General features: G+C 61.7%; 11 protein-coding genes. 4 read left to right on the top strand and 7 right to left on the bottom strand.

Features of this window, described 5'->3' with window-relative positions; genetic code table 11:
- Window positions 1-107: 107 nt before the first annotated feature.
- Both ACIPLA_RS04525 and ACIPLA_RS04520 read left to right on the top strand, forming a co-directional pair.
- Window positions 108-386: an antitoxin of toxin-antitoxin stability system gene (locus tag ACIPLA_RS04525; protein ID WP_401171826.1), complete on the top strand. Its 279-nt coding sequence runs from the start codon at window positions 108-110 to the stop codon at window positions 384-386.
- Window positions 383-664, top strand: coding sequence for a type II toxin-antitoxin system RelE/ParE family toxin (locus ACIPLA_RS04520; RefSeq protein ID WP_008068579.1), 282 nt, complete (start codon window positions 383-385; stop codon window positions 662-664). The genes ACIPLA_RS04525 and ACIPLA_RS04520 overlap by 4 nt, the downstream gene beginning before the upstream one ends.
- Window positions 665-667: 3 nt before the next feature.
- Here ACIPLA_RS04520 and ACIPLA_RS04515 read toward each other — a convergent pair whose 3' ends face one another.
- Both ACIPLA_RS04515 and ACIPLA_RS04510 read right to left on the bottom strand, forming a co-directional pair.
- Entirely contained in the window at window positions 668-913 is a 246-nt protein-coding gene (locus ACIPLA_RS04515) for a DUF2789 domain-containing protein (RefSeq protein WP_008068578.1), read from the bottom strand.
- A gap of 135 nt (window positions 914-1,048) precedes the next feature.
- Complete coding sequence (locus ACIPLA_RS04510) at window positions 1,049-1,516, bottom strand: aminoacyl-tRNA deacylase (RefSeq protein WP_007899556.1); 468 nt, start codon at window positions 1,514-1,516, stop codon at window positions 1,049-1,051.
- Between the two features lie 210 nt (window positions 1,517-1,726).
- On the opposite strand from ACIPLA_RS04510, the gene ACIPLA_RS04505 reads away from it, so the two are divergent.
- Window positions 1,727-2,254 (top strand): NfeD family protein, encoded by a 528-nt coding sequence (locus tag ACIPLA_RS04505; protein WP_192346451.1) that lies wholly within the window; start codon window positions 1,727-1,729, stop codon window positions 2,252-2,254.
- Window positions 2,255-2,276: 22 nt separating this feature from the next.
- A complete protein-coding gene (locus tag ACIPLA_RS04500) occupies window positions 2,277-3,035 on the top strand; it encodes a slipin family protein (RefSeq protein WP_008009522.1) in 759 nt (252 codons plus the stop codon).
- A 118-nt stretch (window positions 3,036-3,153) separates the two neighbouring features.
- On the opposite strand, the gene ACIPLA_RS04495 is transcribed toward ACIPLA_RS04500, so the two are convergent.
- From ACIPLA_RS04495 to ACIPLA_RS04475, 5 genes are read right to left on the bottom strand one after another with little or no spacing between them, the layout of a single operon-like run.
- Window positions 3,154-4,098, bottom strand: coding sequence for a sulfotransferase (locus ACIPLA_RS04495; RefSeq protein ID WP_218396767.1), 945 nt, complete (start codon window positions 4,096-4,098; stop codon window positions 3,154-3,156).
- Window positions 4,086-4,871, bottom strand: coding sequence for an aspartyl/asparaginyl beta-hydroxylase domain-containing protein (locus ACIPLA_RS04490; RefSeq protein WP_401172061.1), 786 nt, complete (start codon window positions 4,869-4,871; stop codon window positions 4,086-4,088). Before ACIPLA_RS04490 ends, ACIPLA_RS04495 begins: the two co-directional genes overlap by 13 nt.
- A complete protein-coding gene (cysC, locus tag ACIPLA_RS04485) occupies window positions 4,868-5,473 on the bottom strand; it encodes an adenylyl-sulfate kinase (RefSeq protein WP_401171819.1) in 606 nt (201 codons plus the stop codon). The genes ACIPLA_RS04490 and cysC overlap by 4 nt, the downstream gene beginning before the upstream one ends.
- Entirely contained in the window at window positions 5,457-6,971 is a 1,515-nt protein-coding gene (locus tag ACIPLA_RS04480; RefSeq protein WP_401171816.1) for a TolC family protein, read from the bottom strand. Before ACIPLA_RS04480 ends, cysC begins: the two co-directional genes overlap by 17 nt.
- Before the next feature lie 40 nt (window positions 6,972-7,011).
- Window positions 7,012-15,213 carry an Ig-like domain-containing protein gene (locus ACIPLA_RS04475; protein ID WP_401172058.1) on the bottom strand — a complete coding sequence of 2,734 codons (8,202 nt, stop codon included), beginning with the start codon at window positions 15,211-15,213 and terminating at the stop codon, window positions 7,012-7,014.
- Window positions 15,214-15,229: the final 16 nt, after the last annotated feature.

Raw genomic sequence — 15,229 nt, 5'->3', positions numbered from 1 at the left:
GGCCGCAATGCAAGGAACGTCCGTCTGTCGTGACGTGTACAAGCTTGACCCACAGAATGTAGTGAAGATGTATATACTTCGTCAGTACATATTCCGAGGACTTGGACATGTCAAAACAAGCCGTTTTTACGATGAAACTCGAACCCGAATTGCGTGAACAGTTCATGGCCGAAGCAGAAGCTTCTCATCGTCCTGCCTCTCAAATCGTCAGGGAAATGATGCGTCAATTCGTTCAAACCCAACGAGAATCGCGCGAGTACGAAGCGTTCCTGCAACGTAAGGTCGATAAGGCCCGAGTGTCCATGCGCGCTGGGGATGGCCTGACCAATGAAGAAGTTGAAGCAGAATTCACTGCCAGGCGAGTGCGAGCAACCATACAAGAATGAAAATAATCTGGACGCCAACAGCAGCACAGGATCGTGCAGACATTTGGGATTACCTGCATGCCGTCAACCCGCAAGCCGCCATCGACATGGACAACCGCTTCAAGGACGCGATATCCCGCATTGCCCAATACCCAGAAAGCGGCCCTGGCGGAATCATTGCAGGTACCCGCGAGTTAATTCCACATCAGAGCTATCGTGTCGTTTATGAACTGGGGCCAGACGCGATCTGGATACTCGCTCTAGCGCACACGTCCCGACAGTGGCCACCAGAAAGATGATTGTTACACCCCCCGCCCCTTCCTCAACAGCACATCCAGCTGATCCACCACCTCCGCCCAATCCGCATCATCCAGAATCTCCTCACGCAGCAACTCTGCCTGGCTCTCGCTCCAGAAGAACGCGTCCGCCAGGTGCAGTTCGGGCTTGAGCGGTGAATGGGTAGCGATGAATTTATCGATGCTTTCGGCGTCATCCGGCAGGCCGAGTTGTTTGAACAGGGATGGGAGGCTGTGGGTTGGGGATTCCATGTCGGGCTCCTTCGTGATCGCTTATTGGATGGGTGACCGGGGTGCGGCTATTCGCGGGCAAGCCCGCTCCCACAGGGTTTTCGCAAGTCCTGTAGGAGCGAGGCTTGCCCGCGATGACGTCAGTCGGGGCGACTGTTATGCCGAAAGACTCAACTCGCACACCTCGGCATGCGGCACCATTTTCAGAAATTCCGGCACGCTCATGTGTACCAGGTTGTTGTGGTTGCCGGCTTCCAGGTAAATATCTTTCTGCCGGGTCAGCTGTGGGTCGATGACCATGTCCATCCCGTAGGATTCACCCAGTGCAGGCACGGCGCCGCGTTCGCAATCGTCGAACAGGTGCGGCAGGTTGCTTTCACGGGTGACTTGCCATTCGCTGCTGCCACGGACTTTGCTCAGGTCCAGGTGACGGCTGGCAGGCAGCACGGCCATCAAGTAATGCCCGTGGCGGTCGTCGAGGATCACCGATTTGGCGACCCGTTCGGCAGGGATACCCGCGAGCCGAGCCGTTTCAAGGCTGCTGGCCGAGTGCGGGTGGGAAACGATGTCATATTCGCAGTGGGCCTTGTCCAGGCTGTTCTGCACGGTTTTTGCCATACGCATGATGCACCTCGGTGTCCGCAGCAACGAATCGCGGACGATGGTTAACTTTTGCCTCCCTTAAAAGTCTAGGCCCGCTGGTGGGATCCGGCGGGAAATCCGCCCGTCGGACGCTGTCGACACTGGTCAAAATTCATACCAATGCAGGGTCAACTAGACTTGTATACAGAGCCCTGAACGGCTCGCGGACGGATGACTCTCCCGGAGGGTCAAGTGAACATGCGTTGCTGTGCAATTGCGCTGTTGCTGGCCCTGAGCGGACCGGTTTTCGCGGCGGACACTCTCGTGGTGCTGGTTCCCGATCCCCTCGGGCTCTGGTTGATCACCTTCGGCATTGCGTTTCTGATCGCCGAGGCGGCCTTGCCCAATTACGGCGTGGTCGGCCTGGGCGGCCTTGTGATGTTCGTGATTGGGGCGGTGATTCTGACTAACGCCGAAGTGCCTGTTCCGTTGATGATCGGCTTGGGACTGATCAGCGCACTGCTACTGATTTTCCTGGTGATCCGCGCCTTGAAAACCCGACCGCGCCGCAACGTCAGCGGTGACGCCGAAATACTGGGCGCCGTGACGCCGATAACGTCGTTGCAGGCCGGTAACGCTTATATCGGCTGGGTGCACCTGCAAGGCGAGCAATGGCAGGCAATGAGCGAAACACCGCTGCAACCGGGTCAACAGGTCCGGGTAGTGGCACGCAAGGGTCTACTGCTGGAAGTGGTCGCGGCTGACGCGGCGCCCGTATGAACAATGATGGCGGAGAATAGTCATGGGTCTGCAACTGGGTTTTGCCGCGCTGCTGTTACTGCTGATTGCACTGGCGGGGTCGACCTTCCGCATCCTGCGCGAATACGAACGCGGCGTGGTGTTCCAGCTCGGACGCTTCTGGCAGGTCAAGGGCCCTGGCCTGATCCTGCTGATTCCGGTGGTTCAGCAAATGGTTCGTGTCGACCTGCGTACCGTGGTGCTCGACGTACCGCCGCAAGACGTCATCACCCGGGACAACGTCTCGGTCAAGGTCAATGCGGTGCTGTATTTCCGCGTGCTCGATCCGCAAAGGGCGATCATTCAGGTCGAAGACTTTCTCATGGCCACCAGCCAACTGGCGCAGACCACGTTGCGGGCGGTGCTCGGTAAACATGAACTCGATGAATTGCTGGCCGAACGGGAACGGCTGAACGTCGACATCCAGCAAGTGCTCGACGCGCAGACCGATGCCTGGGGCATCAAGGTGGCCAACGTCGAGATCAAGCACGTGGACCTCAACGAATCGATGATTCGCGCCATCGCCAAGCAGGCCGAGGCCGAGCGGGAACGTCGGGCCAAGGTGATCCACGCTGAAGGCGAATTGCAGGCCTCGGAAAAACTCATGCAGGCGGCTGAAATGCTCGGCCGTCAGCCGGGGGCCATGCAACTGCGTTACATGCAGACGCTGAGTTCGATCGCCGGGGACAAGAGTTCGACCATCGTCTTTCCGCTGCCGATCGAGTTGCTCAAGGGGATGGCGGACTTGTCGTCCAAGCCTTGATGCACTGATGACTGTGGCGAGGGAGCTTGCTCCCGCTGGGTCGCGTAGCGGCCCTAAAACCTGCGACTGCTTCGCAGCCGAGCGGGAGCAAGCTCCCTCGCCACAAAAGCCATTGCGCTCATACTTTGCGCAATTGCTCCAATGCCTCATAAGGCTTCCGCGCCCACTGATTCACCCGCTCACGAAGCAGCACCGAGGCCTCTCGACGCTTGTCATCGCTGTCACCAACAAACCCCTGCGACGGCTGCTTGGCATGTTGTCCCACCGCCGCAAACACCTGCTTGCGCTGCTCGACATCCAATGCAAAGAACGCTGCCAACCGCCCCGCCATCGCCTGCGGCAGTTCGCTGTAGTTCACCGCCAGGCCGCCAAACGCCCGGCATTGCGCCAATCCCTGCGCCAGCAACCGCCCCAACCGCCGGGCGATGTAATCCTCACGGCTGCTGAACGGAAATTTCTCATCCAGCACGCTCGCCCCGATCATCCCCGGCACCATGTGCATACCCGGGCGACGCAGATGCGAGACGGCGATCTCCAGCGGATCGCGATAAAGAAACAACCACGGCGTTTCGGGGAAGCATTCGCGCAGTAACGGCAGTTCACCGATATTCCAGGCGTCGAGTTTGATCACCAGCCGTTGCTCCACGCCAAGCCGACGTTGCCCGTAAGCAGACAGCACCCCTTTGATGGCTGCACGGCGCTCGACGGCGGGTAAATCACTGCGCAGCAAGGCATCCAACGGCGGTGGCTCGCTGACGACAATGTGGCTGTCGAGTTGCGCCAGCATCTGGCTGATCAGGGTCGAGCCACATCGCGAGGCATGAAAGATAAACGCACTCGGGGCCAGCCCAGGGCTGCAAACCTGCCAGTCAGCGAGGGTCGACAATGCAGATTTCCGGCGAAACGCCTGATTGAACGGCAGTCGCAGCGCGTCTTCCACGGCCTCACGAAAAAACGGCTGATGCAGCGGCGTGTCACCGAACCAGCACCAGTCGACTTGCCATTGCCCGGCCTCTTGCCACACGCGAATCGGCAACCAGCCTTCCAGGTTCAGGCGCTCCATTGTTCATTCCATTGACGGCGACCGTCGCGCATCGCCGCGCGCAGTTCTTCAGCGGTGAACGCAAGTCCACGCTCGGCGGACAGTTCCAGGGTACGGACGATAAAGGCTTCGTTGTCCTGCAACCCCTGCAAGGACTTGCACAGCTGCGGATCGCTGGCCACCAATGCCTGGAACTGTGCTAAAGCGTCATGACCGATTTGCGGCGGCGGCGTGGTTGCCAACCCGTCGAGAATCGCTTGCTCCAGCCAGGTGTCGGGCCGGCAATCAAGCACCAGATGAACCCGTGCCCGGGTATCGCGATTGTCCACGCGATGCGGCCGCGACAGGTCGAGAAACCAGCATTCGCCAGCGGCCATCGGCATGCGCTGGCGGTCCAGCAGAAAGTCCACTCGGGGTGGACTGAGCAACGGGATATGCAGACGCAAGTCAGCGTCTGGCGCGCCCAGGTCATAGTCGCGATGCTCGTGAATGCGCCCGCCCGGGCCGAGCCGCAGCAGACGCGCGCAGACGATCTGCAGCGGCAGATCCCGCAGCCCTTGCTGCCATCGAGCATCTTGCAGCCAAGGCGCACGCAACAGCGTCTCGCCGCGACCGGGCGACAGTTCAGTCAAGGCATCGGCCGCGCAAATCAGTGCCACGCCGCTCCAGTCGCCAGCGTAATAATCGTTATTGAAGTGACTGTGCCAGTCGCCCTCGCCAATCGCCGTCAGTGCCTGCAACAGCAACGGCAAATCCACCGTTACCGGCAAGCGGGAGAAGGCCGGCCGACTCATCGTTTCGGCAGCACCGCGCATTCGCCGAGCCAGGTCAGCAAACGGTCGAGACAAGCCTCCACCGACTGCGCACCTGTGTCGAGCACCAGCGACGCGCATGGCGGTGGTTCGTAAGGCGCGGAAATACCGGTAAACCCCGCCAACTCACCCCGTCGAGCCCGGGCGTAATGACCTTTGGGGTCACGCTGTTCACACACCGCCAACGAGGCGCTGCACCAGACTTCACGGTAATCCTCCCCCAATCGTCGGGCGAACAATTCACGCAACTCCACCAAAGGCGCGATCATCGCGAGGATGACGATCTGCCCGTTCTCGACCAACAGTGCCGCGAGTTCACTGGCGCGGCGGATGTTTTCCAGGCGATCGCTGTCGCTGAACCCCAGGTCGCGATTCAGCCCGACCCGCAGTCCGTCGCCATCGAGCACCACACTCTGCACGCCATGCTCGAACAACTCGGCGTGCAGTGCCTGGGCCAATGTTGACTTGCCCGCGGCCGGCAAACCGGTCAGCAGAATTGCCGTGCCGCGATGGCCGTTGCGGGTCTCCCGTTGGGCGCGGCTGATGCTCGCCGTCGGCGCCAGCAGATTATTGGACCGGGGCATGGGCCACCGGCACTGAGATGTTGCCCGCCGCCCAAGCCTCTTCGCGATTGGCCAGGGCCGTGGCGATGGACTGGACTTCGGTCGATTGCACTTCGTCCGGCAGCGGATCGAGACCGGCGCTGGCGAAGATCTGCCCGTAAGCGTTGCGCAGGTCGGCGTAAGACAGGTCGCGTCGCAGATCGGCCTGCAAGGTGTTCAGCTCGCCCTGGATCAGGTCCAGTTCGCCCAGCCCGGCCGCCTGATGACGATTGCGCAGTTGGCCGACGATTTGCCCATCGATGTCTGACAGTTGCTGATTGGTCTTGAACTGCCGCATCGCCTCGCGATAGTTGGCGTTGGCCACGTAAAGCTGCGCCAGTATGGCAATCGACATCGCCTGCCTGCGCGCCGCGGCGACTTCTTCACCGGCCTTGGCAACGTCAATCGCGGCGGGCGCGGAAATCACATTGAACAGGTTCCAGGTGACTTTCACCCCGTAATCCGCCCAGCCCTGTTCCACCAAAAACGAGTTGCTGTCGTAATGCCCGCCAGCGGCAAACTCCAGCCCCGGCAGCAGACGCAGCATGGCTTTGCGGGTTTCGGCGGCGCTGATCCGGGTCTGGTAATCCTGCTCGCGCAACTCCGGCCGACTGGTCAGGGCTTCCTGTTCCAGGCTGGCGAGATCAACCTTGAGTTCCGGGATAACGTAGTCGTCCTGGGTCGCCAGCGTCAGATTGGTGCTCAGCGGCAGGTTGATCAGCGTTGCCAATTCGGTTTTCGCCAACGACAGTGCGCGGCGTTGTTCTTCCAGTTGGCGGGTGGCTTCGATCAGCGAGCGTTGATAGCCCAATGCCTGAATCGGATCGCCAATACGCTGCTCGCTCATGCTCTGGCTATTGGTGCGAGCGGTTTCGACCCGGACCATGAGGCTGTCGATCTGTTTGAGCAAACGTTCGGCGGCCATGGCTCGCCAATAGGCCGAGCGCACGTCCTGCACGATGGTGTTGATAACCTTGCGCCGACGCTCCTGGACGATCAGTCGCTGGTCGCCCTGTTGCTTGGCGCTGATGTAGCTGACACCAAAGTCGAGCACGTTCCAGACCATGGTCAGGTCCGCCACTTCACGGTCGCGGTCCTGGGAGGTCGACGGCTCCAGGGACTGGGCCCCGGTCTCGACGCTCTGGCTGCTGGAGGCGCTGACGTTGTTGCGCCCCACGTAACCGGCGTCCAGCGCCATGCGCGGCAACATGTCGAAGCTGGCGAGGTCGAGTTGGCGCTTGGCCAAGGCCTCTTCCATGATCTTGAGCCGGCCTTCGAGGTTGTATTTCACCGCCCGGGCCATGGCCTGGTGCAGGGTCAGCGGGCCGCTGAGAGGTTCCTGCCCCTTGTACATGTTTTGCAGATCGCTTTGGGCGCGCTGTTGGCTGACGCTGCGTTCGATCGGTTCACTGGTGACTGCACACCCGCTGATCGCCAGCGCCAGCAGGCTGGCGCCGAATAACTTCTGACTTCTCTTCATCCTTGGAGCCCCCAGATGCCGCCCTGCTTTAATGGTTTTTTCAGGCCTGCATTTCACTGATGCCGACCTGGTGCAAAGCCGCGGCCAGGCTTTCGATCTGCCGCTGCTCGGTGTCCTTGAGTTGTTGCAATTGCTGACCAAGACTCGGTGCGCCAAACACACCACGCAGTCCTTGGGAAGCATCTCCCATCCTGATTGAGTTATTGCCGAAGGCGTTCAGCGATTCCCCCTCACTGCCCGTGTCCTGATTGAACAGATTTGACAGCGTGCTGCTGCCAAAGACCCCGCCGTCGCCACCGCCAAAACCGAGGAAGCCGTGACCTGAGCCATCGCCACCGTTTTCACTGCTGCTGAATACCTGCGCGATAAAGCTAGGCGTCAGTGCCCCGTGGCTCATGAAAATATCGCCCAAAGGCCGAATGCCGTTGCCGATCACTCGCTGTTCAAACAGCGGGGTAAAGGTCAGCGGCGAGCCGAGATCGCCAGTGGGCGCAGTGAAGATGATCGGTTGTAATGGCACGTTGGGCAGATCGGGCACGGTGACAGGAACCGTGACCCGGAACTCGGGTTCCGGCGGCACCACGACAGGCGGGGACGACGGTGCAACGACCGTATTGATCGCATAGCTGTTCGATAGGCTGACACCGCTACCCGTGTTGCCTGCTGAATCGCTGACGCCAGCGACGCTCAGGCTGATCGCATTGTTGCCACTGCTGACATTGGCGTTCGGCGTCAGGGTCGCGGTCCAGGTTCTACCACCATCACTGCTGCTCAAACCGGACAAGCTGCCGTTCGCCACGCTGACGTCGGACAGGTCGAAACCACTCACAGCTTCGTTGAAGGTGAAGGTCACCAATGAGGTCTGGCCCACGCCCAGGTTCGGGTTGGCAACCACCACCGTGGCCGTCGGCCGTTCGCCGTCGATGGCGTAGTTGTTGGACACCGCGACGCTGGCGCCGATGTTGCCCGCCAGATCCGTCACGTTGCTGGTGTCCAGCGCAATGAAATTGCTCGGGTCGGTGATGCTCGCGGTGGGTGTGAACGTTCCGGTCCAGGTCTTGCCGCCGTCGCTGCTGGCCAGATTGGTCAGCTCGCCGTTGGTGACGCTCAAGTCCGACAAATCGAAGTCGCTGACCGCCTCACTGAACGTGAAGGTCACCAGCGTCGTCTGGCCAATGCCCAGGTTCGGGTTGGCAACCACGATGGTGACGGTCGGGCGAGTCGCATCGAGTGCGTAGTTGTTGGAAATGGCGATGCTGGCGCCGGCATTACCCGCCGCGTCGAGCACATTGCCGGTGTCGAGCAGGATCAGGTTGGTCGCATCGTTAAGGCTCGCGGTCGGTGTGAGTATGGCGGTCCAGGTCACACCGCCGTCGCTACTGGCCAGGTTGGACAGCACGCCATTGGCCACGCTGAGGTCCGACAGGTCGAAACCGGACACCGCTTCGCTGAAGGTAATGGTCACCGTGGTGGTTTCACCAATGCCCAGCTTATTGTCCGCCACCACAATGGTCGCGTCAGGGCGAACGGTATCAATCGCGTAGTTGTTGGAGTCGGTCACGCCGACGCCGCTGTTGCCCGACGCGTTGGTCACACCGCTGTTGTTCAGGCTGATCAGGTTAGAGGTGTCCGTCACGCTGACCGCAGGGGTGAAGGTTGCGGTCCAGGTCACGCCACCATCGACGGACGAAACGTTGCTGAGGGTGCCGTTGGCTACCGTCAGGTCGGCGTTGTCAAAACCGCTGACCGCCGAGCTGAACGTGATGGTGACCAACGAGGTTTCACCGACCTTCAGCGCATTATCGGCAACCACGATGGTGGCGGTCGGCACCTCGGTTTCCACTACATAATTGGCCGAGTTGGTGGTGCCAGACCCGGCATTGCCGGCCAGGTCCGAGATGCCGCCGTTGCTCAACGTGATGAGGTTGCTGGTATCGGTAATCCCGGCGGTGGGAGTGAAGGTCCCGGTCCAGGTGATGCCGCCGTCGCTGCTGCTCACCGCGCTCAACGTGCCGTTGGCGATACTCAAGTCAGCGTTGTCGAAACCCGTTACCGCCTCGCTGAAGGTGATGGTCACCAGCGCGGTTTCGCCCGGTTTCAGGGTCGTGTCGCTCAGCACGATAGTGGCGGTCGGGCGTTGGCTATCGATGGCGTAGTTATTCGAATCGGTGGTCCCGGTCCCCGTGTTGCCTGCCCCGTCGATCACTCCGGTGTTGTCCAGGGTAATCAGGTTGGTCGAGTCGGTGATGCTCGCCGTCGGCGTCAGGGTGGCGGTATAGGTGATGTTATCGCTGGTGCTCAGATTGCTCAGGGTACCGTTGCTCACGGTCAGGTCAGCCGTGGTAAATCCGGTCACCGCCTCGGAAAACGTGATGGTCACCACCGAGGTTTGCCCCACCGCCAGCGCCGCGTCCGCGACCACGATGGTGGCCGTCGGGCGCACGGTGTCGATGGCGTAGTTGTTGGAATCGGTGGTGCCGCTACCGGCGTTGCCCGAGCCGTTTTGTACACCGCTGTTATCCAGGGTGATGACGTTGCTGGTGTCGGTGATGGCGTTGGTCGGTGTGAAGGTCGCGGTCCAGGTGACGCCGCCGTCACTGCTGCTCACAGCGCTCAAGGTGCCGTTGGCGATGGTCAGGTCGGCGTTGCTGAAACCGCTGACTGCTTCACTGAAGGTGATGGTCACCAGTGAGGTTTCGCCGATTCTCAGCGCATTGTCAGCAACAACGATAGTGGCAGTCGGCAGCACCGTATCGAGGGTGTAGTTGCCGGAGTTGGTGGTGCCGCTGCCTGTGTTGCCGGCCAGATCGGCCACACCGGTATTGTTCAGGGTGATGACGTTGCTCGGGTCATTTACACCGACGGTTGGCGTGAAGGTCGCGGTCCAGGTAATGCCGCCGTCGCTGCTGCTCACCGCAGTCAGGGTGCCGTTGGCAATGGTCAGGTCGGCGTTGGTGAAACCGCTGACCGCTTCGCTGAAGGTGATGGTCACCAGCGAGGTTTCGCCCGCGGTCAGTGTAGGATCGGCCAGCACAATCGTCGCGGTCGGACGCACGGTGTCGATGGCGTAATTGTTGGAGTCGGTGGTGCCGCTGCCGGCGTTGCCCGCCAAGTCGCTGAGCCCGGTGTTGTCCAGAGTGATCAGGTTGGTGGTGTCGGTGATGCTCGCGCTCGGCGTGAAGGTCGCGGTCCAAGTGATGCCGCCGTCGCTGCTGCTCACCGCGGTCAGGGTGCCATTGGCAATGGTCAGGTCGGCGTTGCTGAAACCAACGACCGCTTCACTGAAGGTGATGGTCACCAGCGACGTTTCGCCGATTCTCAGCGCCGTGTCCGTCACCACGATGGTTGCCGTTGGCCGCACGGTATCGATGGCGTAGTTGTTGGAATCGGTGGTGCCGCTGCCGGCGTTGCCCGAAGCATTTTGCACACCGCTGTTATCCAGGGTGATCAGGTTGGTGGTATCGGTGATGGCGTTGGTCGGTGTGAAGGTCGCGGTCCAGGTGACGCCGCCGTCACTGCTGCTCACGGCGCTCAAGGTGCCGTTGGCGATGGTCAGGTCAGCGTTGCTGAAGCCGCTGACCGCTTCGCTGAAGGTGATGGTCACCAGTGAGGTTTCGCCGATTCTCAGCGCATTGTCAGCAACAACGATAGTGGCAGTCGGCAGCACCGTATCGAGGGTGTAGTTGCCGGAGTTGGTGGTGCCGCTGCCTGTGTTGCCGGCCAGATCGGCCACGCCGGTATTGGCCAGGGTAATGACGTTGCTCGGGTCATTCACGCCGACGGTTGGCGTGAAGGTCGCGGTCCAGGTGATGCCGCCGTCGCTGCTGCTCACCGCAGTCAAGGTGCCGTTGGCGATGGTCAGGTCGGCGTTGGTGAAACCGCTGACCGCTTCGCTGAAGGTGATGGTCACCAGCGAGGTTTCGCCCGCTGTCAGTGTGGGATCGGCCAGCACAATCGTCGCAGTCGGACGTACGGTGTCGATGGCGTAGTTGTTGGAATCGGTGGTGCCGCTGCCGGCGTTGCCCGCCAAGTCGCTGAGCCCGGTGTTGTCCAGAGTGATCAGGTTGGTCGTGTCGGTGATGCTCGCGCTCGGCGTGAAGGTCGCGGTCCAAGTGATGCCGCCGTCGCTGCTGCTCACCGCGGTCAGGGTACCGTTGGTAATGGTCAGGTCCGCGTTGGTGAAGCCGCTGACCGCTTCGCTGAAAGTGATGGTCACCAGCGACGTTTCGCCGATTCTCAGCGCGGTGTCCGTCACCACGATCGTTGCCGTTGGCCGCACTGTATCGATGGCGTAGTTGTTGGAATCGGTGGTGCCGCTGCCCACGTTACCGGTGCCGGCAGCCTGCACGCCAGTGTTGTCCAGGGTGATCAGGTTGGTCGTGTCAGTGATGCTCGCGCTCGGCGTGAAGGTCGCGGTCCAGGTGATGCCGCCGTCGCTGCTGCTCACCGCGGTCAAGGTGCCGTTGGCGATGGTCAGGTCGGCGTTGGTGAAACCGGTCACGGCCTGGTTGAAGGTGATGGTCACCAGTGACGTTTCACCGATTCTCAGCGCATTGTCGGCAACAACGATAGTGGCAGTCGGCAGCACCGTATCGAGGGTGTAGTTGCCGGAGTTGGTGGTGCCGCTGCCCGTGTTGCCGGCCAGATCGGCCACGCCGGTATTGGCCAGGGTAATGACGTTGCTCGGGTCATTCACGCCGACGGTTGGCGTGAAGGTCGCGGTCCAGGTGATGCCGCCGTCGCTGCTGCTCACCGCAGTCAAGGTGCCGTTGGCGATGGTCAGGTCGGCGTTGGTGAAACCGCTGACCGCTTCGCTGAAGGTGATGGTCACCAGCGAGGTTTCGCCCGCTGTCAGTGTGGGATCGGCCAGCACAATCGTCGCAGTCGGACGTACGGTGTCGATGGCGTAGTTGTTGGAATCGGTGGTGCCGCTGCCGGCGTTGCCCGCCAAGTCGCTGAGCCCGGTGTTGTCCAGAGTGATCAGGTTGGTCGTGTCGGTGATGCTCGCGCTCGGCGTGAAGGTCGCGGTCCAGGTGATGCCGCCATCGCTGCTGCTCACCGCGGTCAAGGTACCGTTGGTAATGGTCAGGTCCGCGTTGGTGAAGCCGCTGACCGCTTCGCTGAAAGTGATGGTCACCAGCGACGTTTCGCCGATTCTCAGCGCGGTGTCCGCAACCACAATGGTGGCCGTCGGGCGTACGGTGTCGACCGCAAAGTTGTTGGAATCGGTAGTGCCGCTGCCGGCGTTGTCCACCAGATCCGCGATGCCCGTATTGTCCAGGGTGATCAGGTTGGTCGTGTCGGTGATGCTGGCGCTCGGGGTAAACGTCGCCGTCCAGGTGATACCGCCGTCGCTGCTGCTCACCGCGCTCAAGGTGCCGTTGGCGATGGTCAGGTCGGCGTTGGTGAAACCGCTGACTGCTTCATTGAAGGTGATGGTCACCAGTGAGGTTTCGCCGATTCTCAGCGCATTGTCCGTCACCACAATGGTTGCGGTTGGACGAAGCGTATCGATCGCATAATTGTTCGAGTCGGTGGTGCCGCTGCCGGTGTTGCCCGCCAGATCCGCCACGCCGGTATTGTTCAGGGTGATCAGGTTGGTCGTGTCATTGACGCTCGCGTTCGGGGTGAACGTGGCGGTCCAGGTGATGCCACCGTCGCTGCTGCTGACCGCCGTCAAGGTGCCGTTGGCGATGCTCAGGTCGGCGTTGGTGAAACCGCTGACCGCTTCGCTGAAGGTGATGGTCACCAGCGAGGTTTCACCGATTCTCAGCGCATTGTCTGTCACCACGATGGTCGCCGTCGGCCGTACGGTATCGATCGCATAATTGTTCGAGTCGGTGGTGCCGCTGCCGGCGTTGCCCGCCAAGTCCGCGATGCCCGTGTTGTCCAGAGTGATCAGATTGCTCGTGTCAGTGATGCTCGCGCTAGGCGTGAAAGTCGCCGTCCAGGTGATGCCGCCGTCGCCGCTGCTCACCGAGGTCAAGGTGCCGTTGGCGATGGTTAGATCGGCATTGGTGAGACCGGTGACCGCTTCGTTGAAGGTGATGGTCACCAGCGAGGTTTCGCCGACTCTCAGCGCCGTGTCGGTGAACACGATGCTGGCGGTCGGGCGTACGGTGTCGACCGTGTAGTTATTGGAGTTGGTGGTGCCGACGCCGGCGGTGCCCAGAATGTTGATCACACCGGTGTTGTCCAGAGTGATGACGTTGCTCGTATCGGAAATGCTGGCGGACGGGGTGAACGTTGCTGTCCAGGTAATGCCGCCATCGCCGCTGCTTACCGCGGTCAAGGTGCCGTTGGCGATGATCAGATCCGCATTGGTGAGACCGGTCACCACCTCGGAGAAGGTAATGGTCACCAGGGACGTTTCGCCGATGCTCAGTGTAGTGTCAGCGACCACAATGGTCGCGGTCGGTGGCGGCGAATACGCGGTGTTGAGTACACCACCGTCGTTGTAGATGGTCGCGACAGAGGTCGGCGAGGTGCCGGTTGTACCTCCGCCCTGCGCGGTACCGCCGGCACCACTGGCCGCGGCATTACCGGCCAGGGCCGCGAAGTTGGCGGCTGTGATCAGCAGCGTGCCTTTGTTCCAGATCGCACCGACGCCACGGCCACCAATGCCGCCATTGCTGGCATTGCTGCCTTGGCCACCACCACCGCCCCCACCGCCGCCGGCACCAATGTTGTTGCTGATGGTCGAGGTGCCGACGATGGTGATGGTGCCGCTGCTGGCGTTGTAGATCCCGCCCACCGCGTTGCCGCCGGCGCCACCCACCTTGTCCCAACCGGCCCCGCCGCCACCGCCGCCAATGGAAATCGTGCCATTGGTGGCCGTCGCACCGTTACCGCCGTTGCTGTAATAGGAAACGCCTACGCCGCCAGCCCCGCCAGTGGTGGTACCGCCGCGACCGCCCATGTGGGTGGCGTCATAACCGCCGCCGTAACCACCGACACCGCCGCCGCCCGCCTGACCGCCCAACGTGCCGGTGCCCGGCCCTGCCGAACCGCCATGCCCGCCGCCCTGGCCGCCCAAACCACCGCCACCACCCCCCCCACCGCCGTAAAAAGCGCCGGTGACGCCGCCGCCGCCACCGCCACCGGAAGCGCCGTTGGACGTCACGCTGACGTTGTTCAGGGTCAGAATCCCTGCGTTGAAAATCCCCCCGGCCATCGAGCCCGTGGCACCGTAGCCACCGTTGCCACCGTTGCCCGACACCAAGCCACGGGTGATCACCAGCCCATCAAGCGTCACGATGCTGCCAGACGACACTTCAATCACTCGGGTCCTGTACTGACCGTCGAGAATCACGTCAGCCGCACCGTCGTTGTTCAAGTCGCCATCAACGGTGATGTTCTTGTTGATTAGCAGCTCGGACGTCAGCTGCACCGTCATGCTGCCGTTGAAGGTGACAATATCGCCGTTCTGCGCCGAGGCTATGGCGGCACGCAACGAACCGACGCCCGTGTTGGCGTTGTTGGTGGCGGTCCAGGTGGCCAGACCCCACTGATAGTCGGTCATGGCCGTGGTCGAGAGGACATTGGCGCTTTCAATGTTGCCGGTGGCAATTTCCAGATCCCAGTCGCCACCGAGCCCGGTGCGATCGCTGGAGGCGGCTACATCGCGGCCGGTCAATTGAGCCAGCGAGTCGATAAAATTCAAGCCTCGCTCGCCTTCGGCGGTGTAGCAGCCGTAGATCAGGATGTCGCCGCCAACGTTCATGTCCTTGCCGATTTCCGCCAGTACCGCGCTGCGGGCCGCGACGTTGTCGGCCGACAGATAACTGTTGCCCAGCCACAAATCGCCCGCGTTGCCGTGGGCGATAATCTGCACCGAGCTGATGCCCTGATGGCCGTCCAGATAGTCAGCGATTTGTTGCAGGCCATCTTTGCTGGCATCCAGCTGAACCACCTGGGTACCGGGAGCAATACCCTGAAGCAGAGTGCCAGCGTCCTTGACCCGCGAATCGACGAACACCACGCTCTGCCCCGGCACCGCGGCGGGTGCTGGCGCCGGTGTGGCATCGGCCTGGCCGTGGGTGTCCTTGCTGGCGACCGGTTGATCGGCCGTTGGTGCCTTGACCGCCTCGGCGGTGGCATGGCTGTCGGCCTGGGCAGTGTCGGCGACCGTGGCGGCCACCGCGCCATCGAACAGCATGCGCGGCTCCAGGGACATGATCATTGGCGAGGCCAGCGCTCGTGCGCCTTCGGTAACCCGCGACTTGCCTTTGCTCCACCACATGCTGCTCACCCGGACT

It is taken from the genome of Pseudomonas sp. NPDC086112, from assembly GCF_044746425.1.
GTDB lineage: Bacteria > Pseudomonadota > Gammaproteobacteria > Pseudomonadales > Pseudomonadaceae > Aquipseudomonas.
Note: the sequence above shows the minus strand (reverse complement) of the source record. Positions and strands in the feature narration are given on the sequence as shown.

Coding starts and splice junctions, on each gene's coding strand:
- ACIPLA_RS04525 (WP_401171826.1), top strand. CDS start 108: ATGTCAAAACAAGCCGTTTTTACGATGAAACTCGAACCCGAATTGCGT.
- ACIPLA_RS04520 (WP_008068579.1), top strand. CDS start 383: ATGAAAATAATCTGGACGCCAACAGCAGCACAGGATCGTGCAGACATT.
- ACIPLA_RS04515 (WP_008068578.1), bottom strand. CDS start 913: ATGGAATCCCCAACCCACAGCCTCCCATCCCTGTTCAAACAACTCGGC.
- ACIPLA_RS04510 (WP_007899556.1), bottom strand. CDS start 1,516: ATGCGTATGGCAAAAACCGTGCAGAACAGCCTGGACAAGGCCCACTGC.
- ACIPLA_RS04500 (WP_008009522.1), top strand. CDS start 2,277: ATGGGTCTGCAACTGGGTTTTGCCGCGCTGCTGTTACTGCTGATTGCA.
- ACIPLA_RS04495 (WP_218396767.1), bottom strand. CDS start 4,098: ATGGAGCGCCTGAACCTGGAAGGCTGGTTGCCGATTCGCGTGTGGCAA.
- ACIPLA_RS04490 (WP_401172061.1), bottom strand. CDS start 4,871: ATGAGTCGGCCGGCCTTCTCCCGCTTGCCGGTAACGGTGGATTTGCCG.
- cysC (WP_401171819.1), bottom strand. CDS start 5,473: ATGCCCCGGTCCAATAATCTGCTGGCGCCGACGGCGAGCATCAGCCGC.
- ACIPLA_RS04480 (WP_401171816.1), bottom strand. CDS start 6,971: ATGAAGAGAAGTCAGAAGTTATTCGGCGCCAGCCTGCTGGCGCTGGCG.
- ACIPLA_RS04475 (WP_401172058.1), bottom strand. CDS start 15,213: ATGTGGTGGAGCAAAGGCAAGTCGCGGGTTACCGAAGGCGCACGAGCG.